This window comes from Duncaniella sp. C9 (genome assembly GCF_004803935.1).
GTDB classification, from domain to species: domain Bacteria; phylum Bacteroidota; class Bacteroidia; order Bacteroidales; family Muribaculaceae; genus Duncaniella; species Duncaniella muris.
This window is the reverse complement of sequence record NZ_CP039547.1, coordinates 405,515-431,213: the sequence shown is the minus strand read 5'-3', so window position 1 is coordinate 431,213 and position 25,699 is coordinate 405,515. Positions and strand designations below refer to the sequence as shown.

Here is a 25,699-nt window from a genome sequence, read left to right as displayed (position 1 = left end):
AAAATAAGAGACTTGACACCAGATTTACCATGAAACTTTTCCGACTTACCACCTTAATTATATTAGGAGCCTCTCTTACCGCCGGAGTCAGTGCTGAAAACTACCCTTCGCGCAGCGATATGCTGTGGGTCACAAATCCAGATCATCCCGACTGGCTTTATGAGACCGGAGACAGCGCCCGGATCTCAATCGAACTTTACCGCTACGGTGTGCCTGCCTCGGAAATGACCGTAAACTATTCCATCGGCCCCGATATGCTCCAGGCTGATACCGACGGCAGTCTTGTGCTTGACAGCAATGGCAGGGGAGTGCTCAATATCGGAACTATGGACAAGCCGGGGTTCCGGGATCTGAGACTTGAAACCGTAATTGGCGGACATAAATTCTCCCACCATGTCAAAGTGGGCTTCTCGCCCGAAAAACTTCAGCCCTTTGTCAAGGAGCCGACTGATTTTGCCGCATTCTGGAAAAAAGCCGTGGATGAAGACAAGAAATATCCTCTGAAATATACTTCCGAGCCGGTAGAAAAATACTCAACTGACAAAATGACCTGTCAGCTGGTGCGTCTGCAGCTCAATGACCGGGGCCGGGCCATGTATGGCTATCTCTTCATCCCGAAAGGGGGAGGCAAATATCCTGCCGTGCTGACCCCTCCGGGAGCCGGAGTGAAGACAATCAAAGACCCGATGGCCCACCGCTACTACGGAGAAGGTGGGATGATCAGACTGGAAATCGAAATCCACGGTCTGCATCCTGAACTGAGCGAGGCTGAGTTTGCCGCCGAGCGCAAGGTCAAGGGCGATTATCTTAAATTCGGCCTCGATGACCCGGATGAATATTATATGAAGGACGTCTATCTCGGATGCCGACGATTCCTCGATCTGCTGACATCGCTTCCTGAATGGGACGGAAAAAATCTCTTTACGCAGGGAGGCTCGCAGGGCGGAGCGCTGGCCATCACAACCGCGATGCTCGACGAAAGAGTCAACGGATGTGTGGCGAATCATCCGGCGCTCTCCGATATGACAGGCTATCTCGGCGACAAGACCGGCGGATACCCGCATCATTTCCGCAAAGATCCGCAGACTGCCACTCCTGAGAAGATCCGCACACTGGAGTATTACGACGTGGTGAACTTCGCGCGCCATCTGACATGTCCGGTCAGAATGACCTGGGGATTCAATGACAACACCTGTCCGCCGACCACGAGCTACGAAGTGTTCAACGCCGTCTCCACCCCCAAGGAAGCGCATCTTACACCGATCAATGAGCACTGGACCACTCCGCAGACCGAAAAAGCGCACTATGAGTGGATAAAAAATCACTGCCGTTAATCAGTTGCTAATTAGCGAGATGTGTGTGATTGTGCGCTTTTTGCTGCGAAAAAGTTGTAATTTTCTTGTGAAAAAGATGTGAAAAAATTTGCACGGTAAAAATATTTGCGCTAATTTTGCATCGCTTTTGAAAGGGAACGCTCCTCCAAAAGCAAGCGCACAATAACTTGTTGCCTCTTTAGCTCAGTTGGCCAGAGCACGTGATTTGTAATCTCGGGGTCGTTGGTTCGAATCCGACAAGAGGCTCAACTAAACTAACAACGTAGCGAATCGCTCGGCGGTTCACTTACGAAAGGGCGAATACCAGAGTGGCCAAATGGGGCAGACTGTAAATCTGCTGGTTTATACCTTCGGTGGTTCGAATCCATCTTCGCCCACAAAACAATCCTAATGCGGAAGTAGCTCAGTTGATAGAGCATCAGCCTTCCAAGCTGAGGGTCGCGAGTTTGAGCCTCGTCTTCCGCTCTAACACATACCGCCAATGTAGCTCAGGGGTAGAGCACTTCCTTGGTAAGGAAGAGGTCGCGGGTTCAAATCCCGCCATCGGCTCAAACCAATCTATAAAATGACAGCCCCGATAGTGCGCTTACGCTATCGTGGCGTCTTGTTAGAAAAGTCAATCATTTAATCAAGAAAATAATAGCAAAGTTATGGCTAAAGAGAAATTCGAAAGAACCAAACCGCATGTTAACATCGGTACTATCGGTCACGTTGACCACGGTAAGACCACTCTGACTGCTGCTATCACTACAGTGCTCGCTAAGGCTGGTCTCTCTGAAGTTAAGTCGTTCGACCAGATCGACAACGCTCCTGAGGAAAAAGAACGTGGTATCACAATCAACACCGCTCACGTAGAGTATGAGACTGCAAACCGTCACTACGCTCACGTTGACTGCCCCGGACACGCTGACTACGTGAAGAACATGGTTACCGGTGCTGCTCAGATGGACGGTGCTATCATCGTGGTTGCTGCAACTGACGGTCCTATGCCCCAGACCCGCGAACACATCCTTCTCGCTCGCCAGGTGAACGTTCCTCGTCTTGTTGTGTTCCTTAACAAGTGCGACATGGTTGACGACGAAGAAATGTTCGACCTCGTTGAAATGGAAATGCGCGACCTTCTTTCGACTTACGAATATGACGGTGATGAAACTCCTATCATCCGCGGTTCTGCACTCGGCGCCCTCAACGGCGAACCCGAATGGGAAGCTAAGGTTATGGAGCTCATGGATGCCGTTGACAACTGGATTCCCCTGCCTCCCCGCGACATCGACAAGCCCTTCCTTATGCCTGTTGAAGACGTGTTCTCAATCACTGGTCGTGGTACCGTTGCTACCGGTCGTATTGAAACTGGTATCGTAAAGGTTGGTGACGAAGTTCAGATCATGGGTCTCGGCGCAGACATGAAGTCAGTTGTAACTGGCGTTGAAATGTTCCGCAAGCTCCTCGATCAGGGTGAAGCCGGTGACAACGTAGGTCTTCTCCTCCGCGGTATCGACAAGAAAGATATCAAGCGTGGTATGGTAATCTGCCACCCCGGAGTTGTTAAGCCCCACAGCAAGTTCAAAGCTTCTGTCTACATCCTGAAGAAAGAAGAAGGTGGCCGTCACACTCCGTTCCACAACCACTATCGTCCTCAGTTCTACATCCGTACTCTTGACGTAACCGGTGAGATCACTCTCCCCGAAGGTGTAGAAATGGTAATGCCCGGTGACCACGTTGAGATCAACGTTGAGCTCATCAACCCGGTTGCTTGCGACGCAGGTCTTCGCTTCGCTATCCGTGAAGGCGGTCGTACCGTGGGTTCAGGCCAGATCACTGAGATCCTTGAGTAATACCACTCATAAAGTCATTCACGAATCGGTCTTTAAGACCGGTCACTGAATAAAACCAAAACCGACCCTTGTCTCACTGACGGGTCACACTCGAAGCGGATCGAGGGTCGGTTTTCCTATACGGGACTAGCTCAGTTGGTAGAGCACCGGTCTCCAAAACCGGGTGTCGGGAGTTCGAGCCTCTCGTCCCGTGCTAAAAAACACGACAAATGAGTAAACTTAAACTACTTACGGATATAGAGGAGTCTTATACCGAACTTCGATATAAGACTTCTTGGCCTACAAGGGGCCAGCTGGTCAAGAGCGCAGTCATCGTGCTGATAGCTTCCATCATTATAGCGGCGATTGTCTTCGCTATGGATCAGGTGGTCAATACCATTATGCACTTCATTTACAGCCTCGGTCAGTAATCTTTAAAAGGAAGAAAATCAATGGCGGAAGAATTGAAAAAAGCCTGGTATGTGCTTCGCGCTATCTCAGGCAAGGAAGCTAAGGTTAAAGAAGTTCTGGATGGAGCCATCCGCAACACCGGCCTCGGCAATTATGTTTTTCAGGTCTTGATTCCTACCGAAAAGGTTATGTCCGTCCGCAACGGCAAGAAGGTAGTGAAGGAGAAAAACCTTTACTCCGGCTATGTCTTTGTGGAGTGTATCCTCACCGGTGAGGTCCTGTATGAACTCCGTAACACCACTAATGTGATTGATTTCCTGCGTGGACGTGGCAAGAACGCCGCCCCGAAGCCCTTCGTGAAAGCGAAGTGCTCAGAATGATGGGAACGGCCGATGAAATGATTGACCCGACCGACGAAGGAAACGACTACATGGTGGGCGAGACTGTGAAAGTGACATTCGGTCCTTTCAGCGGTTTCTCCGGAACCATCGAGGAAGTCAACCGCGAGAGAAAGAAACTCAAGGTTATGGTCAAGATCTTCGGACGTAAAACTCCGTTGGAACTCGAAAATTCGCAGGTAGAGCGTGAATAAACATCGCGCGGCGCTGTCAATCGCTGCAAAGCCGTTGGCCGCGCCACGGGAGATGACGCAGTTTCCGAGCCTGAATTCAATGATGGCTCTCCGGCACTTGGTTACGAAAGACGCCGGAGAGATATCTTGGTGAAAGAACAGACGTCATCGTTTTAACCGAATCATTAACAAAATTTAGATTTATCATGGCTAAAGAAATTGCTGGACAGATCAAATTGCAAATCAAAGGAGGAGCCGCAAATCCTTCACCTCCAGTTGGTCCTGCTCTTGGTTCCAAGGGTATCAACATCATGGAGTTTTGCAAGCAGTTTAATGCCCGCACCCAGGACAAGGCCGGTAAGGTACTTCCTGTAGTAATCACCTATTACTCCGACAAGAGCTTCGACTTCGTTGTCAAGACTCCTCCGGTAGCTATCCAGCTCCTTGAGGCTACAAAGCTCAAAAGCGGTTCCGCTCAGCCTAACCGTAAGAAAGTCGCAGAAATCACCTGGGAACAGGTTAAGGCGATTGCCGAGGACAAAATGCCCGATTTGAACTGTTTCAACGTAGCTTCGGCAATGCGTATGGTTGCCGGAACAGCCAGAAGCATGGGTATCACCGTGAAAGGAACATTCCCCGAAAACCTCTAAACTTCAATTGACATGAGTAAACTGACGAAAAATCAAAAGATTGCCCAGGAAAAGGTTGAAGCCGGAAAGGTTTACACACTTGCTGAAGCAGTGAGCCTCGTGAAAGAAATCACTTTCACCAAATTTGACGCTTCACTTGACGTGGATGTTCGCCTTGGTGTCGATCCCCGTAAGGCTAACCAGATGGTACGTGGCGTTGTGACACTTCCCCACGGAACCGGAAAGCAGGTGCGCGTTCTCGTGCTCTGCAACTCAGACGCTGAAGCTGCCGCCAAGGCTGCCGGCGCAGACTATGTAGGTCTTGACGAATACATTGATAAAATCAAAGGTGGCTGGACCGATGTCGACGTGATCATCACTCAGCCCGCTATCATGGGTAAGATAGGTGCCCTCGGCCGTGTTCTCGGTCCCCGTGGCCTCATGCCGAACCCCAAGAGCGGTACTGTGACCAACGATGTCGCTAAGGCTGTTGAAGAAGTGAAGAAGGGTAAGATCGACTTCAAGGTTGACAAGAACGGTATCGTTCACTCGTCAGTCGGCAAAGTCTCTTTCGAAGCTGCCGCCGCTGCTGACAACGTGCGTGAATTCATCAACACCTTGATCAAACTCAAGCCTGCTGCTGCAAAGGGTACCTACATCAAGAGCATTTATCTTTCGAGCACAATGAGTCCGGGTATCAAGATTGACCCCAAGTCGATCGACGAATAACTTCTTAAGCTGACTGTACAAAATGAAAAAGGAAGATAAAATCATTGCTATTGAGAACATAGCTAAAACTATCCAGGAGTATAGCTGCTTCTACCTCACTGAAACCGCCGGCCTCGACGCCGAAAAGACCACAGCCCTACGCCGCGAATGCAACAAGGCCGACGTGAAGCTCATGGTTGTGAAGAACACCCTTCTTCACAAGGCGCTCGAATCACTTGAAGGCGATTACTCTGAACTCTACGGAGCACTCCACGGATCAACTTCGCTGATGCTTGCCAACGTAGGCAACGCTCCCGCAAAGCTGATCAAGGATATCCGCAAGGCCGACAAGGACGCCGTCCTTCCCCGCCTCAAGGCTGCTTACGTTGAAGAGACTATCTACATGGGCGAGGATCAGCTCGACGCTCTCTGCGCAATCAAGAGCAAAAACGAGCTCATCGCCGACGTTGTCGCTCTTCTCCAGTCTCCCGCCAAGAACGTTATCTCTGCCCTTACTTCTGGTGGCAGCAAACTTCACGGCATCCTCGAAACTCTTTCGAAGAAGGAGGCCTAAGCGCCAAGCTCCATTCTCCAAGCCTCTCTGCTCAACCTCAATTCTATTAAATTAAAAAACAACAAATAAAACTATAAAATCATGGCAGATCTTAATGCTTTTGCAGAACAACTTGTTAACCTCACCGTTAAGGAAGTAAACGAACTTGCTCAGATCCTCAAGGAAACTTATGGCATCGAACCCGCAGCTGCTGCTGTTGCTGTTGCTGCCGGCCCCGCTGCTGGTGCTGCTGCTGAAGAAGAAAAGTCTTCTTTCGACGTAGTTCTCAAATCAGCCGGTGCTTCTAAGCTCGCTGTCGTTAAGCTCGTGAAGGAACTCACCGGTCTTGGCCTCAAGGAAGCTAAGGAAATGGTTGACGGTGCTCCCTCAGTAGTTAAGGAAGGCATGGCTAAGGCTGATGCTGAAGGCCTCAAGAAGCAGCTCGAAGAAGCAGGTGCTGAAGTAGAGCTCAAATAAGCATACTCCTTTTAAGCTATAATGGGTTAAGATTCTCCCGTCAGGGAGTTTCTTAACCTATTTGCGTTACAATAGACGGGTTTAGATAAAAAATCATAATTATTTATATTTAAAAATAAAAATTTGCCCTGCCGGGCATGGCAAATTGCCCTATTTTTAGTCTTTTAGGCTACAAACCCTTCTGATTCTCTTCTTCACATCGAATTTTTGGAGTTAAAAAATCTTAATTCATTATCCTTCTTTTTAGATGTCAGATATCACTTTAGCAAAACCCCGCGTAAATTTCGCGTCGGTTAAAAATCCTCTCCCTTATCCCGACTTTCTGGAGGTGCAGCTGAAGTCGTTCCAGGACTTCCTTCAGCTCGACACTCCCCCGGAAAAAAGAAAAAACGAGGGACTCTTCAAGGTGTTTGCCGAAAACTTCCCCATCGCAGACACCCGCAACAACTTTGTGCTTGAGTTCCTTGACTATTACATCGATCCTCCGCGTTACACAATCGACGAATGTCTTGAACGCGGTCTGACCTACAGCGTTCCCCTCAAGGCCAAGCTCAAACTCTACTGTACTGACCCTGACCACGAGGACTTCGCTACTGTGATTCAGGACGTCTATCTCGGCCCCATCCCCTACATGACTGACAAGGGCACCTTTGTCATCAACGGTGCCGAGCGCGTTGTCGTGTCGCAGCTTCACCGTTCGCCCGGCGTGTTCTTCGGACAGAGCACCCACGCCAACGGAACCAAGCTCTACAGCGCCCGTATCATCCCCTTCCGCGGAAGCTGGATCGAGTTTGCCACTGACATCAACAACGTCATGTATGCCTACATCGACCGCAAGAAGAAACTCCCCGTGACCACTCTTCTGCGTGCCATAGGCCTTGAAAGTGACAAGGACATCATTGAAATCTTCGGACTTGCCGAGGAAATCAAGGTCAACAAGACAAACCTAAAGAAAGCCGTAGGCCGCAAACTCGCCGCCCGCGTGCTCAAGACCTGGGTTGAAGACTTCGTTGACGAAGATACCGGCGAAGTTGTGTCGATCGAGCGTAACGACGTCATCCTCGACCGCGAGACTGTCCTTGAAGAAGAGAACATCCAGGAAATCCTCGATTCGGGCGTGCAGACCGTACTCCTCCACAAGGAAGACGCCAACACCTCCGACTACTCCATCATATTCAACACACTCCAGAAAGATACATCCAACTCCGAGAAAGAAGCTATCCAGTACATCTACCGACAGCTCCGCAACGCCGAGCCGCCGGACGATGCAAGCGCGCGCGAAGTCATCACCAACCTTTTCTTCTCTGAAAAGCGCTATGACCTCGGCGAAGTAGGCCGCTACCGTATCAACAAGAAACTCGGCCTCACAACCTCGATGGATGTCAAGGTGCTCACAAAGGAAGACATCATCGCCATCATCAAATATCTGATCGAGCTCATCAACTCGAAGACCGATGTCGACGATATCGACCACCTGAGCAACCGCCGTGTGCGCACCGTAGGCGAACAGCTTTACAACCAGTTCAACGTAGGCCTCGCCCGCATGTCGCGCACCATCCGCGAACGCATGAATGTGCGTGACAACGAAGTCTTCACCCCGATTGACCTCATCAACGCCAAGACCATTTCGAGCGTCATCAACACATTCTTCGGCACCAACGCCCTCTCGCAGTTCATGGACCAGACCAACCCGCTGGCCGAAATCACCCACAAGCGCCGTATGTCGGCCCTCGGCCCCGGCGGTCTCTCGCGCGAGCGCGCAGGCTTCGAGGTCCGAGACGTACACTATACCCACTACGGACGTCTCTGCCCGATCGAAACCCCTGAAGGCCCGAACATCGGTCTTATCTCCTCGCTCTGTGTCTACGCCAAGATCAACGACCTCGGCTTCATCGAGACCCCCTACCGTGAAGTGAAAGACGGTGTGGTCAACCTCAAGAACGACGAAGTTGTCTATCTCACAGCCGAAATCGAAGAAGGCAAAATCATAGCCCAGGGCAATGCGCCGGTCAACGACAACGGCGGCTTCATCAACGATCGAGTCAAAGCCCGTATGGACGCCGACTTCCCTATCGTCGCTCCTGACCAGGTAGAGCTTATGGACGTATCGCCAACGCAGATCGCCTCGATCGCCGCATCGCTCATCCCCTTCCTTGAACACGACGACGCAAACCGTGCCCTCATGGGATCGAACATGATGCGCCAGGCCGTGCCCCTGCTCCGCAGCGAGTCTCCGATTGTCGGCACCGGCATCGAAGGCCAGCTCATCCGCGACAGCCGCACCCAGATCATGGCCGAACGCGAAGGCACAATCGAATTCGTCGACGCAACCGTCATCCGCATCCGCTATGACCGCACCGAAGACGAAGAATTCGTATCATTCGAAGACAGCGTCAAGGAATACCACCTCCCCAAATTCCGCAAGACCAACCAGAGCACAACCATCGACCTCCGTCCCATCTGCAACAAGGGCCAGCGCGTCAAGAAAGGCGACATCCTCACCGAAGGCTACTCGACCGAAAAAGGCGAACTCGCACTCGGACGCAACCTCAAGGTAGCCTTCATGCCCTGGAAGGGCTACAACTATGAGGACGCTATCGTGCTCAACGAACGAGTGGTGCGCGAAGACATCCTCACCTCTGTCCACGTCGACGAATACACCCTCGAAGTCCGCGAGACCAAGCGCGGTATGGAAGAGCTCACCTCTGACATCCCCAACGTCTCTGAAGACGCCACCAAAGACCTCGACGAGCGCGGCATCATCCGCGTGGGTGCCCACATCGTCCCCGGCGACATCATGATCGGTAAGATTACACCCAAGGGCGAAAGCGATCCCACTCCGGAAGAAAAACTCCTCCGCGCCATCTTCGGCGACAAAGCCGGCGACGTCAAAGACGCATCGCTCAAGGCATCGCCCTCGCTCAAAGGCGTTGTCATCGGAACCCACCTCTTCCAGAAAGCCGAAAAGAAGAAAACCAAGAAGAGCGCAAGCGCAGTGCTGCCCAAGCTCGACGAAGAATATGAAGACCGTCTCAACGCCCTCAAGGACCTCCTTGTTGAAAAGCTGATGACCCTTACCAACGGCAAGACATCGCAGGGCGTGAAAGACTTCCTCGGCACAGACATCATCCCCAAGGGAGCCAAATTCTCAGCCGGAACACTCCGTGAGATCGACTACGACACCATCAATCTCTCAAAGTGGACAGCCGACGCTCACAAGAACGACATGATCCGCGCCACAATCGTCAACTACCTGCGCAAATCAAAGGAGATCGACGCCGAACTCCGCCGCAAGAAGTTCGACATCTCCATTGGCGACGAACTTCCCTCAGGCATCATGAAACTTGCCAAGGTCTACATCGCCAAGAAGCGTAAGATCAGCGTCGGTGACAAGATGGCAGGCCGTCACGGCAACAAGGGTATCGTTTCGCGCATCGTGCGTCAGGAAGACATGCCCTTCCTCGCCGACGGTACTCCGGTCGACATCGTCCTCAACCCGCTGGGTGTGCCCTCGCGTATGAACCTCGGCCAGATCTTCGAGACAGTGCTCGGATGGGCAGGCCGCGAACTCGGCGAGAAATTCGCAACCCCCATCTTCGACGGCGCAACCCTCGAAGACCTCAACGAGTGGACCGACAAAGCCGGCATACCACGCTACGGCAAGACCTACCTCTACGACGGCGGCACAGGCGAACGCTTCGACCAGCCCGCAACCGTAGGCGTGATCTACATGCTTAAGCTCGGCCACATGGTTGAAGACAAGATGCACGCACGCTCCATCGGCCCGTACTCACTCATCACCCAGCAGCCTCTCGGCGGTAAAGCCCAGTTCGGTGGTCAGCGTTTCGGTGAGATGGAAGTCTGGGCGCTCGAAGCATTCGGCGCCGCCCACATCCTCCAGGAGATCATCACTGTCAAGTCTGACGACGTCACAGGCCGCTCGAAGACCTACGAGGCCATCGTCAAGGGCGAGGCAATGCCGCCGGCCGGAATTCCCGAATCACTCAACGTGCTTCTCCACGAACTCCGCGGTCTCGGTCTCAGCATCAACCTTGAGCAGTAATGTCAGCCACGGCGACATCCTTAATTTTAACATTGTTCTCATATTATATATATGGCTTTTAGAAAAGACAATAAGCAAAAAAACAGTTTCTCAAAAATCTCCATCGGGCTCGCATCGCCTGAGGAGATTCTTGAGAAGTCGAGCGGCGAGGTGTTAAAACCTGAAACAATCAACTACCGCACCTACAAGCCTGAGCGCGACGGCCTCTTCTGCGAGCGCATTTTCGGTCCCGTCAAGGACTTCGAATGCCATTGCGGCAAGTACAAGCGCATCCGCTACAAAGGCATTGTCTGCGACCGATGCGGTGTTGAAGTGACCGAAAAGAAAGTACGTCGTGAGCGCATGGGCCACATCAAACTTGTGGTTCCCGTGGCCCACATCTGGTATTTCCGCTCACTCCCCAATAAGATCGGCTACCTCCTGGGCCTTCCCTCGAAGAAACTCGATGCAGTCATCTACTACGAACGCTACGTGGTCATCAACCCCGGCGTTGCAGCCGAAGGAGAGAAACCCATACAGCGTCTCGACCTCCTCTCCGAGGAAGAATACTTCGAGATCATAGACCGTCTGCCCCGCGAAAACCAGCTCCTTGACGACACCGACCCCAACAAGTTCGTTGCCAAAATGGGTGCCGAGGCAATCTACGATCTTCTCAAAGACATCAACCTCGACGACCTCTCCTACGCCCTGCGCGACCAGGCCAACTCCGAAGGATCGCAGCAGCGCAAGACCGAAGCCCTCAAGCGCCTCCAGGTGGTTGAATCGTTCCGCGCATCGCGTGAACGCAACCGTCCCGAATGGATGATCCTCCAGGCAGTACCCGTCATTCCGCCTGAACTCCGTCCGCTCGTGCCTCTGGACGGCGGCCGCTTCGCAACTTCCGACCTCAACGACCTCTATCGTCGCGTCATCATCCGCAACAACCGTCTGAAACGCCTCATAGAGATCAAAGCCCCTGACGTCATCCTCCGCAACGAAAAGCGTATGCTCCAGGAAGCCGTCGACTCACTGCTTGACAACTCACGCAAATCCTCAGCCGTAAAGACCGAAGCCAACCGTCCCCTCAAATCGCTCTCCGACTCGCTCAAGGGCAAGCAGGGCCGCTTCCGTCAGAACCTCCTCGGTAAGCGTGTCGACTACTCGGCCCGTTCGGTTATCGTCGTAGGTCCCGAACTGAAGATGCACGAGTGCGGTATCCCCAAAAACATGGCTGCCGAACTCTACAAGCCCTTCGTCATCCGCAAGCTCATCGAGCGCGGCATCGTCAAGACCGTCAAGTCTGCCAAGAAGATCGTCGACCGCAAGGAACCAGTCGTCTGGGACATCCTTGAATACGTAATGAAGGGCCACCCCGTGCTCCTCAACCGAGCCCCGACCCTCCACCGTCTCGGCATCCAGGCCTTCCAGCCCAAAATGATCGAAGGAAAGGCAATCCAGCTCCACCCCCTCGCATGTACGGCATTCAACGCCGACTTCGACGGTGACCAGATGGCAGTCCACCTTCCTTTGGGCAACGAAGCCATCCTCGAAGCCCAGCTCCTTATGCTCGGATCTCACAACATCCTCAACCCCGCCAACGGCGCACCTATCACCGTGCCCTCGCAGGACATGGTGCTCGGTCTCTACTACATCACCAAGCTCCGCAAAGGCGACAAGGGCGAAGGCCTCAAATTCTACGGACCCGAAGAAGCTGAAATCGCCTACAACGAAGGCCGCGTGACACTCCACGCACCCGTGTCGGTTGTAGTCGAAGACATCGACGAATTCGGCAACCCCATCAAGCACCTCGTCGAGAATACCTCCGTAGGCCGTGTGCTCGTCAATCGCTACGTGCCCAAAGAAATCGGCTACGTCAATGAGATCCTCTCCAAGAAATCACTGCGTACCATCATCTCGCGCGTAATCAAACACTGCGGTATTCCCCGCTCGGCACAGTTCCTTGACGACATCAAGAACCTCGGTTACTACATGGCATTCAAGGGCGGTCTGTCATTCAACCTCGGCGACGTACTCATCCCTGCCGAAAAAGAAGAATATGTGCGCGAGGGCTACGAACAGGTGCAGGAAGTCCTCAACAACTACTCGATGGGCTTCATCACCAACAACGAACGCTACAACCAGATCATCGACATCTGGACACACGTCAACTCACGTCTGGCCGACACCCTCATGAAACAGATCTCGGCCGACAAGCAGGGCTTCAACCCTGTCTACATGATGCTCGACTCCGGCGCCCGTGGTTCTAAAGACCAGATCCGTCAGCTCTCCGGCATGCGTGGCCTTATGGCCAAGCCCCAGAAGAGCGGTGCCGAAGGAGGCCAGATCATCGAAAACCCGATTCTTGCAAACTTCAAGGAAGGCCTTTCGGTGCTCGAATACTTCATCTCGACCCACGGTGCCCGTAAGGGTCTTGCCGACACCGCGCTCAAGACAGCCGACGCCGGTTATCTTACCCGCCGTCTGGTCGACGTGGCCCATGACGTCATCATCAACGAAGAAGACTGCGGAACCCTCCGCGGACTCGTCTGCACCGAGATCAAGAACAACGACGAAGTCGTCGCTTCACTCGGCGAACGCATCCTCGGACGCGTCTCTGTCCATGACATTATCGACCCCACCAACGGCGAACTCATCGTCGCCGCAGGAGAAGAGATCAACGACCTTGCAGCCGACCGCATCAACGAATCACCCATCGAATCAGTCGAGATCCGCTCGGTGCTCACCTGCGAATCAAAGAAGGGTGTCTGCGCCAAGTGCTACGGCCGCAACCTCGCCACACACCGCATGGTCCAGATGGGCGAAGCTGTCGGCGTGATCGCCGCACAGTCAATCGGCGAGCCCGGTACACAGCTCACCCTCCGTACATTCCACGTCGGTGGTGTCGCCTCGAACATCGCCGCTGTCAACTCGCTCACCTCGCGCTACGAAGGCATCCTTGAAATCGACGAACTCCGCACCGTGCAGACCGAAGAGGTCGACGCCAGCGGACGTAAGGTCGATGTGGTTATCGGCCGACTCGCAGAAATGCGCATCATCGACCCCACCACAAAGATGATGCTCACCAACGCAAACATCCCCTACGGCGCGAAACTCTTCTTCGATAACGGCGCACGTGTCAAGAAAGGCGATGTGATCTGCGAATGGGACCCCTTCAACGCCGTCATTGTCAGCGAAGCAGGTGGTAAGGTACAATACGTCAACCTCACCGAAAACGTCACCTATCGCGTCGACTCCGACGAGCAGACCGGTCTCCGCGAAAAAATCATCATCGAATCCAAGGAACGCGGCAAAGTGCCTGAAGCCAACATCGTTGACGCAAACGGCCAGATCCTCCGCACCTATGCACTCCCCGTGGGCGCCCACCTCATGGTCGACGAAAACGCCGAACTCAAACCCGGCGAAATCTTCGTCAAGATCCCGCGCGCCGCAGGCTCTGCAGGTGACATCACCGGTGGTCTCCCCCGCGTGACCGAACTCTTCGAAGCCCGTAACCCCTCCAACCCCGCCATCGTATCTGAAATCGACGGTGAAGTCAAGTTCGGAAAGGTCAAACGAGGCAACCGCGAGATTTCCGTCACCTCCAAACTCGGAGAGACCAAGAAATATCTCGTGCCCCTGTCAAAACAGATCCTCGTTCAGGAAAACGACTATGTGCGCGCAGGCACCCCGCTCTCAGACGGCGCCACCACACCGGCCGACATCCTCAACATCATGGGTCCGACAGCCGTTCAGGAATACATCGTCAATGAAGTCCAGGACGTCTACCGTATGCAGGGTGTGAAGATCAACGACAAGCACTTCGAAGTCATCGTACGCCAGATGATGCGCAAAGTCAACATCCTCGATCCCGGCGACACCAACTTCCTCGAACAGCAGGTGGTCGACAAGCGCGACTTCATGGACGAAAACGACCGCATCTGGGGCAAGAAAGTTGTCACCGACGCCGGCGACAGCGAAAACGTCAAGCCCGGCCAGATCATCACCGCACGCAAGCTCCGCGACGAAAACTCATCGCTCAAGCGCCGTGACCTCCGTCCCATCCAGGTACGCGATGCACAGCCCGCCACCTCCGAACAGATCCTCCAGGGTATCACCCGTGCCGCCCTGCAGACATCATCGTTCATGTCGGCCGCATCATTCCAGGAAACCACCAAGGTGCTCAACGAAGCCGCTATCAACGGCAAGGTCGACTACCTCGTGGGCATGAAGGAAAACGTGATCTGCGGACACCTCATTCCCGCAGGTACCGGTCTCCGCTCCTACGAACGCATCGTGGTAGGTGGCAAGGATGACATCGAAGACGCCTTTGATATCCCCGTAGTCACCCGCGACGAAGCCCCCGAAGCAGTCGACGTAGCCCACACCGAACTCTGATCCTGACGGCTCCAAAAAGCCGGTCATCCATAAAAACACCGAACCCCGCCTGCCCGAATCCGGACAAGCGGGGTTCACTGTATCCTCACCCCAGGGCCGATGGATCTGTGTCCACGCACATGGATCTCAGGCATCGCTCGGCCTCCGCTGCCGCCTCGGCACTCGCAGACCCAGGGGTTTCGTAAACATAGGCTCTCCGAGCCATCACCGGTCTGTCCCGTCTTAGAGGGTGTTTCATAACAAGAGTTAAAATCTGAGTGGTGTATCTTTTAGATAAATTGTTGCAAAGGAGGAAGAAGCATAGCGAGCTATGCGACTGACGAGTTTCAACAATTTAGCAAAAGAGACACCAAGGCTCAGGTAACTTAAAAATTTTCACAAATGGAATATACTATTTACAAAAAAAAGCAATACAATCGCCTCCGAAAGCTTTGAGTGGCTATGGCTCTTCATCTCAGTCACATAGCTCGCTATGCTCCTTCAATTCAGAGCCATATCCATCTCAAATCTTTCGCTCAGATTTTAACTATTGTTATGAAACACCCTCTTAACAATAGCTTGGCAATAAATGATTGCTTAATCCGCGAAAAATTCGTAAATTTGTGCTTACTTATCATAACTGATACGTGCCATGACCGAGAATGACGAATTAATCCACGATGACATCGAGACTCCGGAATCAGCCGGGGCCACTCCAGCCCCTGTCCCTGACTATGATGAAGACGACATCAAGACCCTTGACTGGAAAGAGCACATCCGCCGGCGTCCCGGCATGTATATCGGCAAACTCGGCGACGGATCGAACTTTGACGACGGCATCTACGTGCTGATCAAAGAAGTGCTCGACAACGCCATTGACGAATACATGATGGGCTTCGGAAAGCAGATCATAGTCGATGTAGCTGACGGAACCGTCACCGTGCGCGACTACGGACGCGGTGTGCCCCTCGGAAAACTGGTCGACGTATCATCCAAGATGAACACCGGCGGCAAATATGACTCCAAGGCCTTCAAGAAATCCGTAGGCCTCAACGGCGTCGGCATCAAGGCCGTCAACGCCCTCTCCACCGAATTTTTCATCTGCAGCGTGCGCGACGGCCAGATGAAAAGCGTGCTCTACCGCTGCGGCGACAAGGTGGAGGAGAGCGACATCGAGCCTACCACCGAAGCCAACGGCACACTCGTGCGCTTCACTCCTGACGCAAGCATATTCCGCGACTATGCCTACCGCGATGAGTTCATAGTGCCGCTGATCAAGAACTACACCTACCTCAATACCGGCCTTGCCATGATGTTCAACGGCAAGCGCTACATCTCGCGTCACGGTCTGCTCGACCTCCTGCGCGACGCAATGACCACCGATCCGCTCTACGCGCCCATCCATCTCAAGGGCGACGACATCGAAGTGGCCATAACCCATGCCAACCAGCGCGGCGAGGAATATTACTCGTTTGTCAACGGCCAGCACACCACTCACGGCGGAACCCATCTCGCAGCCTTCAAGGAATCGGTGTCGCGCACACTCAAAGAATACTTCAAGCGCGACTTAGACTACTCCGACATACGCAACGGCATGATAGCCGCCATCTCAATCAAGGTAGAGGAACCGCTGTTCGAATCGCAGACAAAGACCAAACTCGGCAGCCGCGACATGGGCCCCGACGGACCTACCGTGGCAAAATTCATCGGCGACTTCATCAAGACCGAACTTGACAACTATCTCCACCGCAACACCGACGTTGCCGACATAATCCTGAAAAAAGTCCAGGAGAGCGAACGCGCCCGCAAGGCTATGGCTGGCATAACCAAACTGGCCCGCGAAAAGCAGAAGAAAGCCAATCTCAACAACAAGAAGCTGCTCGACTGCCGGGTGCATCTCAACGACAGCCGCGGAAACGAGGAAAAGAAACTCGCATCATCCATCTTCATCACCGAGGGTGACTCGGCCGCCGGATCAATCACCAAGATCCGCAACGTCGAGACCCAGGCCGTGTTCTCGCTGCGCGGAAAACCCAAGAACTCCTACGGCGTTCCCGCCAAGATCCTCTATGAAAACGACGAGTTCAACCTCCTCCAGGCCGCGCTCAACATCGAAGAGGGCATTGACGGCCTGCGCTACAACAATGTGATCATCGCAACCGATGCCGACGTCGACGGCATGCACATACGCCTGCTGCTGATGACCTTCTTCCTCCAGTTCTTCCCTGACATGATCAAGAAAGGCCATCTCTACGTGCTCCAGACCCCTCTCTTCCGTGTGCGCAACCACAAGACCACCAAGCGCGGCGCCCGCGGAGGCTCAGCCGCCGGCGACGACACCTACTACTGCTACACCGATGAGGAGCGCATAGCCGCCATCGAGAAACTCGGCGACAATGCCGAGATCACCCGATTCAAAGGTCTCGGCGAAATCTCGCCGGAGGAATTCCGCGGCTTCATCGGGCCCGACATCCGTCTTGACCGCGTCAGCCTCCGCAAGGAAGATGCCGTGGCCGAGCTGCTGGAATTCTACATGGGCAAAAACACTATGGAACGACAGAACTTTATCATTGACAATCTTGTTGTTGAGGATGACTCCCAGATCGGATAGCACCTCAGACCGTCGGTCAATGTAACCAACTCAGAAGATGAATACAATCCTGTTTCCCGGTTCGTTCAACCCGTTCACCGTAGGCCACCGGTCGCTCGTAGAGCGCGTGTTGCCGCTTTTCGACCGCGTAGTGATAGCCATCGGAGTCAATTCTCAGAAAGCCTGCGAAGCCCGGACCCGTGAGCGTCTCGACGCCATCCGCGCCCTTTATGCCGCAGAGCCTAAAGTCTCGGTCATAGCCTACAGCGGTCTCACCGTCGATGCCTGCGAGGCCGAGGGCGCGCGCTGGATGCTGCGCGGAGTCCGCTCGGTTGCCGACTTCGAATATGAGCGCAACCTCGCCGACATCAACCGGCGCATCTCAGGCATAGAGACCTTGCTGCTGTTCACACTTCCGGAATACGCGGCCGTATCCTCTTCGGTGGTCCGCGAACTGCAGGCCTATGGCCGTGACGTCAGCGAATTCCTGCCCGAAGGGCCCGGAAAGCCATGACCGGACCAGCACACACGCGCGCGATATCTCAATACAGAACAAACATCACATATATACTGATTTTACCGACTGATGAAAAAACTGTTTTTTTCCTCCATACTCCTCCTTGCCGTCTGCCTGACCTCAGTAGGGCAGATTGAGTTTACCCCTGAGCGCAAGCTGCGCTATGCCGAGCAGATCATCGAGTCATACTATGTAGACCGCATCGACACCGCCAAGGTGGTCACAGAAGCGATCGTGGCCATGCTCAAGACCCTTGACCCGCACTCCACCTACTCCTCGCCCGAAGAGACCCGCGAGCTGACCGAACCGCTTGACGGCAACTTCTCCGGAATCGGAATCCGCTTCCAGATGAACAACGATACTCTCTATGTCATCGAGTCAGTGGCCGGCGGACCCTCGGAAAAGGTAGGCATACTTCCCGGCGACCGCATCATCTCATGCAACGACACCGTTATTTCGGGAGTCAAGATGAAGAACAACGGCATCATGAAAGTGCTCCGCGGCCCCAAGGGCACAATAGCCGCCCTCAAAGTGCTCCGCAAGGGCAACCCGCAGCTGCTTGAATTCCGTGTGGAGCGTGACAACATACCCATCTACAGCGTCGAGGCCACCTATATGATCAACGACTCCGTGGGCTACATCAGCGTCAGCCGTTTCGCTGAAGCCACAGCCGAAGAAGTGGCCGAAGCTATGGGCAAGCTCAAGAAAAAAGGCATGCGCCATCTGATACTCGATCTCACTGACAACGGCGGCGGCTACATGCGTCCGGCCACTGATATCTCAGACATGTTTCTCCGCAGAGGCGATCTGGTGGTCTACACCGAGTCACCCAAAAACGGCACAGCCGAATATATCACCCAGAAAAACGGCTCCTTCCTTGACGGGCGCGTGGTAGTGATGGTCAACCAGTATTCCGCCTCGGCCAGCGAGATCCTTTCAGGAGCGCTCCAGGACAATGACAGAGCCGTGATAGTGGGCCGCCGCACCTTCGGCAAAGGCCTCGTGCAGCGTCCCTTCCCCTTCCCTGACGGCTCGATGATGCGACTGACCGTATCGCGCTACCACACCCCATCAGGCCGCTGCATTCAGAAACCCTACGTTGACGGCGATGACGAAAGCTATCAGCTCGACATGATCAACCGCTATAACTCCGGAGAGTTCACCAATGCTGACAGCATCCATCATTTCGCCGATTCGCTGCTCTTCCATACCCGCCGGCTCAAACGCCCCGTCTATGGCGGAGGAGGCATCATGCCTGACCGCTTTGTGCCTATTGACACCACCATGTATTCCACCTACTACCGTGACCTTATAGCCAAAGGAGCGGTCAATAATTTCACTGTCGATTATGTAGATGCCAACCGCTCTAAAATCAAGAGCGCCTATCCGACAGAAGAGAGCTATATTGCCGGATTCACCGTCACTCCTGAAATCATGCAGGGCCTCATAGACCGCGGTACGGCTGACGGTGTGACCTATGACGAAGCGCAGTTCCGCCGTTCCGAACCGATGCTCCGCGCCATAGTCAAAGGCCTCGTAGGCCGTGACATCTATGACCAGTCTGTCTATTCACGTGTGGTCAGTCCGCTCGACCCCACGTTTGCCGCCGCGGTAGAGATCATCAACAGTCCCGCTCTCTACAACTCCTATCTGACCCCGAAAGAGTGAGCAGGGCCTGACATGCGTAAATGATAAAAACAGCGAACGCTGTGCCTTTCAGACGGGCACAGCGTTCGCTGCGATAGAGCGGAGCCTCTGACAGCCCCCGTGGAGGTTTATGGATTGGGATCAGGCCTTGGAGTAGAGCGAGAACTCGCAGCCGTATTCATCCACAAGCTTATTGTCAAGATCGTCGACTTTCTCGGCAAGACCTACAATGTTGTTGAGAATGCGTTCACGCGACTCTTCGGTGAGGTCGGCGAGGTGGATGCGGTAGCACAGATAGATCTGGCGTCCGTCAACTCCCATCTTGTAGGGATAGAAGTCAGTGTCGAGCATGAAGTCGAGCACTTTCTCTACATTCTTCTTTGGCAGAAGATTGATCGGCGATACGGCAAAGAGATAGTTGCGGTCATAGACAAAAAGCCGGATTTCGGAACTGCCTCGGTGGAACACCCACACGTTGTGGCCGCTGCGGGCAAGCACCGGATTGATGCCCATGCGGGCAATGGCGCTTTCGCAGAACTCTCCAAGGGGCGACATTTCGTGGGTGGCAAACACCCTTTCGTCAAGATGCGCGCCGCATGAGGGGCAGTATTCCTCGTCACCGCTGATCAGTTCATCGCAGCTGTCGCACTGCACGTGAAACTCGCTGCGGTCAAGATCCTCGATGGCGTCAAGCAGCTGAGCCAAGGCCTCGATGCGTACGCCGAAACCCATGTTGTCAGCCGATGAAGTCGCGAATTTGCTGACGGTCACACCGATCACCTCGCCCTTGTCATTGACAATCGGGCCTCCTGAGTTGCCGGGATTGACCGGGGCATCGACCTGGATGTAATATTTTCCGTCCATCAGCTGGCGGGGTGAAGAGAGAGAGCCTTCGGTGATGGTGAAAGGCATGCCGAAAGGATAGCCTGCAACGTGGACTTTCGATCCGATGGCCGGATCATCGTCTCCTGCGAGAGGGAAATCGGGAAGATGGCTGAAATCGGCGTCGACGGCCAGCAGAGCAAGGTCGAGTTCGGGATTGACGGCCACTACTCGCGCTTCGTATGGGTTGCGGTCATTGTCATGGATGGCCACTGTGCGGTAGCCGGCCACTACATGGTAGTTGGTGACGAAAATGTCGTGCTTCCGGAGGTAGAAGCAGCTGCCTGACCCATCGGCATGGGTCACTTTATATATCAGTTTGTTTATTTCTGGATTCATAAGGCGTAGAGAATGATTGGTTAAGAGGTCGTTTAAGAACAAGCTCTAAAAAATTGGTTGAAGCATGGCGTTTCAGCCTACGTTTCATGAGCCGAGAGAGCTGAGCATACGCATCTGGAGCTCGGTGGCGAGACGCATGTATTCGGTCATGTTGCCGGCTTTCAGAGCTTCATCCATCTGACGCTGGATCGCCACGATTTCTTCGCCGCTCATGGCTTCGGCCAGTTTCTGGTGTGCGGCCATGATGTTGGCGTGAGCCTCGGAGAGATCTTCTTCATCGTCCTCATCGTCCTCATCGTCGTCATCGTCGTCCTCGTCATCGTCGTCCTCGTCATCGTCATCCTCGTCATCCTCGTCATCGTCATCTTCATCTTCGTCCTCTTCATCATCGTCGTCATCATCCGGTTCGATGTCGCCGTCCATGATCTTGTCAAGGGCTTTGAGCAGGATTTCAGCCGCCTCCTTAAGCGGCAGGCCTGCGCTCTCGCGCAGGGCGGTGATGATGAGATATTCGAGCAGCAGAGAGATATTGCTTTCGGCGAGCAGCTGATAGAATGAGAAGTAGATGCGCACGGCCACCTGGTCATAGTCTCTCTTCTGCATGGCTTCGGTGACACCTTCGTGGAGACTCTCGAAATCATCCTGCACACTCTGGAGTGGTGCGTTAGGCTTTATTGACACCATCATCTCGACCGTGTAGAGGTCTTCGGCCAGTTTTTCCTTGGGCATCGACAAGAGTTTCTTGAGAAACGATGTGCCGCGGGAGACAAGTTCTTCGATCGGCCGCTCGTCATTCATTGACTCGATGGCCTTTTCGATTTCGTTGATCAGCTGACCCTGCGGGTTGACAATGAATGTGAACTGGTGGATGGCACCGCTTAAGATTGTCCAGGCATAGACGTAGCGCCGCTGAGAACTGTAGTCGGCGGCTGCATTGAGAGCAAGCTGTCCGATGGTATGGAGCGCGTCATAGACAGTGTCGACTTCATCCGGAGTGAAAGGTGTCACTTTGGGAGTGTAGCAGCGCTCGGCATTGAAGCGGGTGCAGAGTTCATCGTCATATTTGTCGCCGATGAGGCAGATGTTGTGGATGATGGCGTGGATCTTGTGGGGATGAGTGTCAGTCAGCGGGCAAGAGTATTCCATCTTCAGATAGTCGCCGCTCTTGACGAAACGGGCGAGCATGAGATTGTTGATGTTCATTTCCGCGATCTGGCGCAGCATGGCCACGCGCCCTTTTTCGGGCAGACGCAGGAAATCGGCCGAGATATGGAGTGTTTCTGGCGTTATGTTGATGCGGACCACTATCGAGCCGTGGGGAATTCTGAACGAAGTGCCTTCCGGATTGCCGTAGCGTTCGCGGAAATCGCAGTCGAGAGCATCGATCAGCAGTTGCAGTGACTTGAGGTAGTCGTGGTTTTCAAAAGCCTCGACAGCCTCGTCCATTGTCTCTCCGTCTGTGTAGACCTGTTGTGAGTCAGTGGCAGGCGGAATGTATGGGAATGACTGTTTCATGTTGCAAGTGTTTTCTGATATAGAGAATGTAGTTGTGATTCTGAAAGGGGAGTGTGGTCTGTTCTCCGTTATCTTGCCAGATGGGCCGGGCGGAGAATGAAGGGCAGGGGAGAGCGGAGCACTATCGACTTGTCGGTCTTCACCTTTTCAAGAGCCGTGGCGGCTTCCTGAGGGGTCTGGCAGGTGGCCGTGCAGACGTAGTAGAGCGGTTCGCGGGTGTGGATTATGAATGCGTCGGGATAGCCGTTGGCTTGCAGGCGCGCACGCATTTCGCGGGCGTTGAACTTTTGTTTGAACTGCCCGACTGCCACGTTGTAGCGCTTGAGCATCTCGCGTGAGGCACCTCCGTTTTCCGTATAGCCTACATATTCTGTGCGCATGGGCAGAGTGTCTGATCCGGCTATCAGATCAGAGGTCTGCGCGCTGTTGCGTATGCGGGCATAGATTGTCGAATCCACCCCTGAAGCCTCACGGTTTTTGGCAACCGCCGTCTCATAGGCCTGACGGTAGTTGCTTTCACTGGTCTTGCAGCTGACGGTCAGAAGAGTGGCTGTCAGTGCGGCGACAACGGGCAGAAGCCGCATGAATTTGAAGCGTCGATACATAATGGCAGTGAGTGTGTTGTACGGATGAGCTTATATATTATATATGTATAAGGTGGATTCGGAACCGATTGTTCAGACCACGTGGTAGCCTGCGGTGGAGAGGGCTTTGCGCAGGATCTCGATGTGTTCGTTGTTGCGGGTCTCGACTTCGACGCGGATCAGACAGCCGTTGATGGATGTCATGTGGGAGTTGCGTTCGTGGGTGACGGAGATGATGTTGGCTCCGTTTTCGCCGAGCACACGGCAGACTCCTGAAAGCTGTCCGGGCTGGTCGGTGAGGTCGAGAGTCAGGGTGCAGTTGCGTCCGCTCTTGACAAGGCCGCGGGTGATGACGCGGTTGAGGATGGTCACGTCGATATTGCCGCCTGAAACCACGCAGACGGTCTTCTTGCCCTGGATGGGGACTTTGTTGAACATGGCTGCGGCTACCGATACGGCTCCTGCTCCTTCCGAAACGAGCTTCTGCTGCTCGATCAGGGCAAGGATGGCGGCTGCGATCTCGTCTTCGCTGACGGTCACGATCTCGTCGACATATTTGCTGCAGAAGTCAAAGGTGTTGACTCCTGGTTCCTTGACTGCGATACCGTCGGCTATGGTCGCCACCTTGTCAAGACGCTCGCGTTCGCCGGCCTTGACCGAGCGGTACATCGAGGGAGCGCCTTCGGCCTGGACTCCGTAGACTTTCACGTCGGGTTTGAGCTGCTTGAGCGCGAAAGCTATGCCGGCTATCAGACCGCCGCCGCCGATGGGCACGATGACGGCTTCCACGTCAGGCATCTCTTCAAGAATTTCGAGGCCGATGGTGCCTTGGCCTGCTATGACCTTGAGGTCGTCGAAGGGATGTATGAGTGTGTAGTTGTGTTCTTTCTGAAGTTCGAGCGCTTTCTGATAGGCGTCGTCATAAACTCCGGGCACAAGGCAGACTTCGGCGCCGAGACGCTTTGTGGCTTCGATCTTTGAGATCGGCGCTCCGGCGGGGAGGCAGATGATTGACTTGATGCCGTTGCGGGTGGCCGCGAGTGCCACTCCCTGCGCATGGTTGCCGGCCGAGCAGGCTATCACGCCGTGGGCTTTTTCCTCAGGGGTCAGCTGGGAGATCTTGTAGTAGGCTCCGCGGAGTTTGAAGGCTCCGGTGTGCTGGAGGTTTTCAGGCTTGAGGTAGACTTCTGCCTCAGGATTGATATTCGGCACCCCGATCAGGCGCGGATGACGTGCTACGTCGCGCAACACCTGGGCCGCGCGGTAGATTTCGGAAATTTCAAGTGTTTCAGCCATGATGAATGTTTTTAAACTATATAAGCACAAATTTATGAAATCCCGAACTATCTTCCAAAATAAAATTTCTGTGCGGGGCTGTCCATGAAAAAATCCCTCCGTCATGGCCTGTGGGGTGCATGGCGGAGGGACGAGAGATTTTACGGAAGCTTAAAATTGTTTTCTTTGGCAGCCGCTTGAGGAGGTGTGAAGGCCGGGGCTATTTGCCCGGTTCTTCCTGGATGCGGAGTTTGTCTTCGAGTATTTCAAGCTGCTGAAGACCTGATGCGCGCCACTGTGGCTCTCCGTTTTTGAAGATGATGAGTGTAGGCACACTTATGATCTGGTATTTGGCTGCGAGGTCGGGATTGCGGTCAACGTCGATCTTTACGATGTTGGCTGCGTCGCCTACCTTGTTTTTAAGCTGTTCGAGGATGGGACCCTGCATTTTGCACGGGCCGCACCATGTGGCGAAGAAGTCGACGAGTGTTGGCTTGCTGCTGCCGATTATTTCATTGAAATCGTTCATAGTTAAGGCGTATTATAAAGGTGTTGAGTGAAAAATTCAGTTCGATGCCTTTATAACGCGCCCGGTCGGGAGTTGGTTTGCTTGCAGGTGGCGGGGGAGTTCCCAATAAAAGTTAACAAATATTGGCCGGCACCGCGCTTACGGCATTGGCTGAAGGCAGGCTGCCACTTCCTTGAATGCGAAGCTGCGGGTCTGCCCGGCGTCACCGTCAGCTTCAGGCCGCAGGGCGAGGGTGATTATGCCGTCAGGAGCCACCGAGGCTATCCGCGCCATGATCTGCTCGCCGCGCAGGCAGTCGGTGTAGGGCCAGTAGCCCTCACGGCGCCAGAGCAGGCTGAAATAGCGCTTCTGCAGGTCATCGGAGGCTGATGAGATGCGGGCCGTCTCACCGATGATCCGGGTGATGATCTCCTCGGTCAGTGGGCGTAGCGGATAGGTGAGGCCTGTCAGCATGGAGAGCGATACGGGGTTCGGGGCGTCGGAGCGGAATTCGGTCTGGTTGACGTTGATTCCCATGCCTACTATGCAGTGGTTGATGCCGTTGGCTGTGATCGAGTTTTCAATGAGGATGCCACAGATCTTTCTGTCGGCCACATAGATGTCATTTGGCCATTTGATTCTGACCTCCATGCCGGGCAGATGGCGTGCGAGCACATCGGCGATGGCTACCGAGACGGCCTGAGAGATCAGAAACTGGCGCGAGGGGTGAAGTCCGGCGGGTCTGAGCAGCAGCGACATGGTGATGTTCTTGCCCGGCTCGGCTTCCCAGCTGTTGCCGCGCTGACCGCGCCCTGCAGTCTGACGGTGGCAGACCACCGTTAGTCCGTCGGGACTTTCGCGGGCTATGGCTGCGAGATAGCTGTTGGTCGAGGCTGTCTCTTCAAGCTCTATTATCTCCATGATGAGGC

18 protein-coding genes, 5 tRNA genes and 1 pseudogene are annotated in these 25,699 nt (G+C 54.0%); 18 read left to right on the top strand and 6 right to left on the bottom strand.

What is annotated here, in order from left to right; genetic code table 11:
- Nucleotides 1-29: 29 nt before the first annotated feature.
- From E7745_RS01745 to E7745_RS01660, 18 genes and pseudogenes are all read left to right on the top strand, one after another.
- Nucleotides 30-1,334, top strand: a complete 1,305-nt coding sequence (locus E7745_RS01745; RefSeq protein WP_136408180.1) for an acetylxylan esterase — start codon at nt 30-32, stop codon at nt 1,332-1,334.
- Between the two features lie 172 nt (nt 1,335-1,506).
- Nucleotides 1,507-1,580, top strand: a tRNA-Thr gene (locus E7745_RS01740).
- Nucleotides 1,581-1,628: 48 nt separating this feature from the next.
- Nucleotides 1,629-1,711 (top strand) — tRNA-Tyr (locus E7745_RS01735).
- A 15-nt stretch (nt 1,712-1,726) separates the two neighbouring features.
- Nucleotides 1,727-1,799: transfer RNA gene (locus E7745_RS01730), tRNA-Gly, on the top strand.
- Between the two features lie 12 nt (nt 1,800-1,811).
- Nucleotides 1,812-1,883, top strand: a tRNA-Thr gene (locus tag E7745_RS01725).
- Between the two features lie 101 nt (nt 1,884-1,984).
- Nucleotides 1,985-3,169: an elongation factor Tu gene (gene tuf, locus E7745_RS01720; protein ID WP_107032216.1), complete on the top strand. Its 1,185-nt coding sequence runs from the start codon at nt 1,985-1,987 to the stop codon at nt 3,167-3,169.
- Between the two features lie 120 nt (nt 3,170-3,289).
- Nucleotides 3,290-3,362, top strand: a tRNA-Trp gene (locus tag E7745_RS01715).
- Nucleotides 3,363-3,378: 16 nt separating this feature from the next.
- Nucleotides 3,379-3,579, top strand: a complete 201-nt coding sequence (gene secE, locus E7745_RS01710) for a preprotein translocase subunit SecE (protein WP_107032217.1) — start codon at nt 3,379-3,381, stop codon at nt 3,577-3,579.
- 21 nt (nt 3,580-3,600) lie between these two features.
- Nucleotides 3,601-4,151, top strand: a pseudogene (nusG, locus tag E7745_RS01705) (transcription termination/antitermination protein NusG).
- A 185-nt stretch (nt 4,152-4,336) separates the two neighbouring features.
- Complete coding sequence (rplK, locus tag E7745_RS01700) at nt 4,337-4,780, top strand: 50S ribosomal protein L11 (RefSeq protein ID WP_107032219.1); 444 nt, start codon at nt 4,337-4,339, stop codon at nt 4,778-4,780.
- Nucleotides 4,781-4,792: 12 nt separating this feature from the next.
- Nucleotides 4,793-5,488 (top strand): 50S ribosomal protein L1, encoded by a 696-nt coding sequence (gene rplA, locus E7745_RS01695; protein ID WP_107032220.1) that lies wholly within the window; start codon nt 4,793-4,795, stop codon nt 5,486-5,488.
- Nucleotides 5,489-5,510: 22 nt separating this feature from the next.
- Nucleotides 5,511-6,041, top strand: coding sequence for a 50S ribosomal protein L10 (gene rplJ / locus E7745_RS01690; protein ID WP_107032221.1), 531 nt, complete (start codon nt 5,511-5,513; stop codon nt 6,039-6,041).
- A gap of 81 nt (nt 6,042-6,122) precedes the next feature.
- Nucleotides 6,123-6,497 (top strand): 50S ribosomal protein L7/L12, encoded by a 375-nt coding sequence (gene rplL / locus E7745_RS01685; RefSeq protein ID WP_107032222.1) that lies wholly within the window; start codon nt 6,123-6,125, stop codon nt 6,495-6,497.
- A gap of 247 nt (nt 6,498-6,744) precedes the next feature.
- Nucleotides 6,745-10,560, top strand: coding sequence for a DNA-directed RNA polymerase subunit beta (gene rpoB / locus E7745_RS01680; RefSeq protein ID WP_107032223.1), 3,816 nt, complete (start codon nt 6,745-6,747; stop codon nt 10,558-10,560).
- A 51-nt stretch (nt 10,561-10,611) separates the two neighbouring features.
- On the top strand, nt 10,612-14,934 hold the full coding sequence (gene rpoC / locus E7745_RS01675) for a DNA-directed RNA polymerase subunit beta' (protein ID WP_107032224.1): 4,323 nt from the start codon (nt 10,612-10,614) through the stop codon (nt 14,932-14,934).
- Between the two features lie 631 nt (nt 14,935-15,565).
- Nucleotides 15,566-17,524 (top strand): DNA topoisomerase IV subunit B, encoded by a 1,959-nt coding sequence (locus E7745_RS01670; protein WP_136408179.1) that lies wholly within the window; start codon nt 15,566-15,568, stop codon nt 17,522-17,524.
- Nucleotides 17,525-17,561: 37 nt separating this feature from the next.
- Nucleotides 17,562-18,017, top strand: coding sequence for a pantetheine-phosphate adenylyltransferase (gene coaD / locus E7745_RS01665; protein ID WP_136408178.1), 456 nt, complete (start codon nt 17,562-17,564; stop codon nt 18,015-18,017).
- A gap of 72 nt (nt 18,018-18,089) precedes the next feature.
- Nucleotides 18,090-19,688: a S41 family peptidase gene (locus E7745_RS01660; protein ID WP_136408177.1), complete on the top strand. Its 1,599-nt coding sequence runs from the start codon at nt 18,090-18,092 to the stop codon at nt 19,686-19,688.
- A gap of 120 nt (nt 19,689-19,808) precedes the next feature.
- Here the strand turns inward: E7745_RS01660 and E7745_RS01655 are convergent, their stop codons facing one another.
- The 6 genes from E7745_RS01655 to E7745_RS01630 all read right to left on the bottom strand — a co-directional run bounded on the left by E7745_RS01655 (nt 19,809) and on the right by E7745_RS01630 (nt 25,691).
- Nucleotides 19,809-20,888 (bottom strand): serine protease, encoded by a 1,080-nt coding sequence (locus E7745_RS01655; RefSeq protein WP_136408176.1) that lies wholly within the window; start codon nt 20,886-20,888, stop codon nt 19,809-19,811.
- Between the two features lie 84 nt (nt 20,889-20,972).
- Nucleotides 20,973-22,403, bottom strand: coding sequence for a YbjN domain-containing protein (locus tag E7745_RS14760; RefSeq protein WP_168181949.1), 1,431 nt, complete (start codon nt 22,401-22,403; stop codon nt 20,973-20,975).
- Nucleotides 22,404-22,471: 68 nt separating this feature from the next.
- Entirely contained in the window at nt 22,472-23,008 is a 537-nt protein-coding gene (locus tag E7745_RS01645; RefSeq protein ID WP_136408175.1) for an SPOR domain-containing protein, read from the bottom strand.
- Nucleotides 23,009-23,080: 72 nt separating this feature from the next.
- Nucleotides 23,081-24,283 (bottom strand): threonine ammonia-lyase, encoded by a 1,203-nt coding sequence (ilvA, locus tag E7745_RS01640; RefSeq protein WP_107032231.1) that lies wholly within the window; start codon nt 24,281-24,283, stop codon nt 23,081-23,083.
- Between the two features lie 199 nt (nt 24,284-24,482).
- Nucleotides 24,483-24,791 (bottom strand): thioredoxin, encoded by a 309-nt coding sequence (trxA, locus tag E7745_RS01635; RefSeq protein WP_136408174.1) that lies wholly within the window; start codon nt 24,789-24,791, stop codon nt 24,483-24,485.
- 138 nt (nt 24,792-24,929) lie between these two features.
- On the bottom strand, nt 24,930-25,691 hold the full coding sequence (locus tag E7745_RS01630) for a biotin--[acetyl-CoA-carboxylase] ligase (RefSeq protein WP_136408173.1): 762 nt from the start codon (nt 25,689-25,691) through the stop codon (nt 24,930-24,932).
- Between the last annotated feature and the right edge of the window lie 8 nt (nt 25,692-25,699).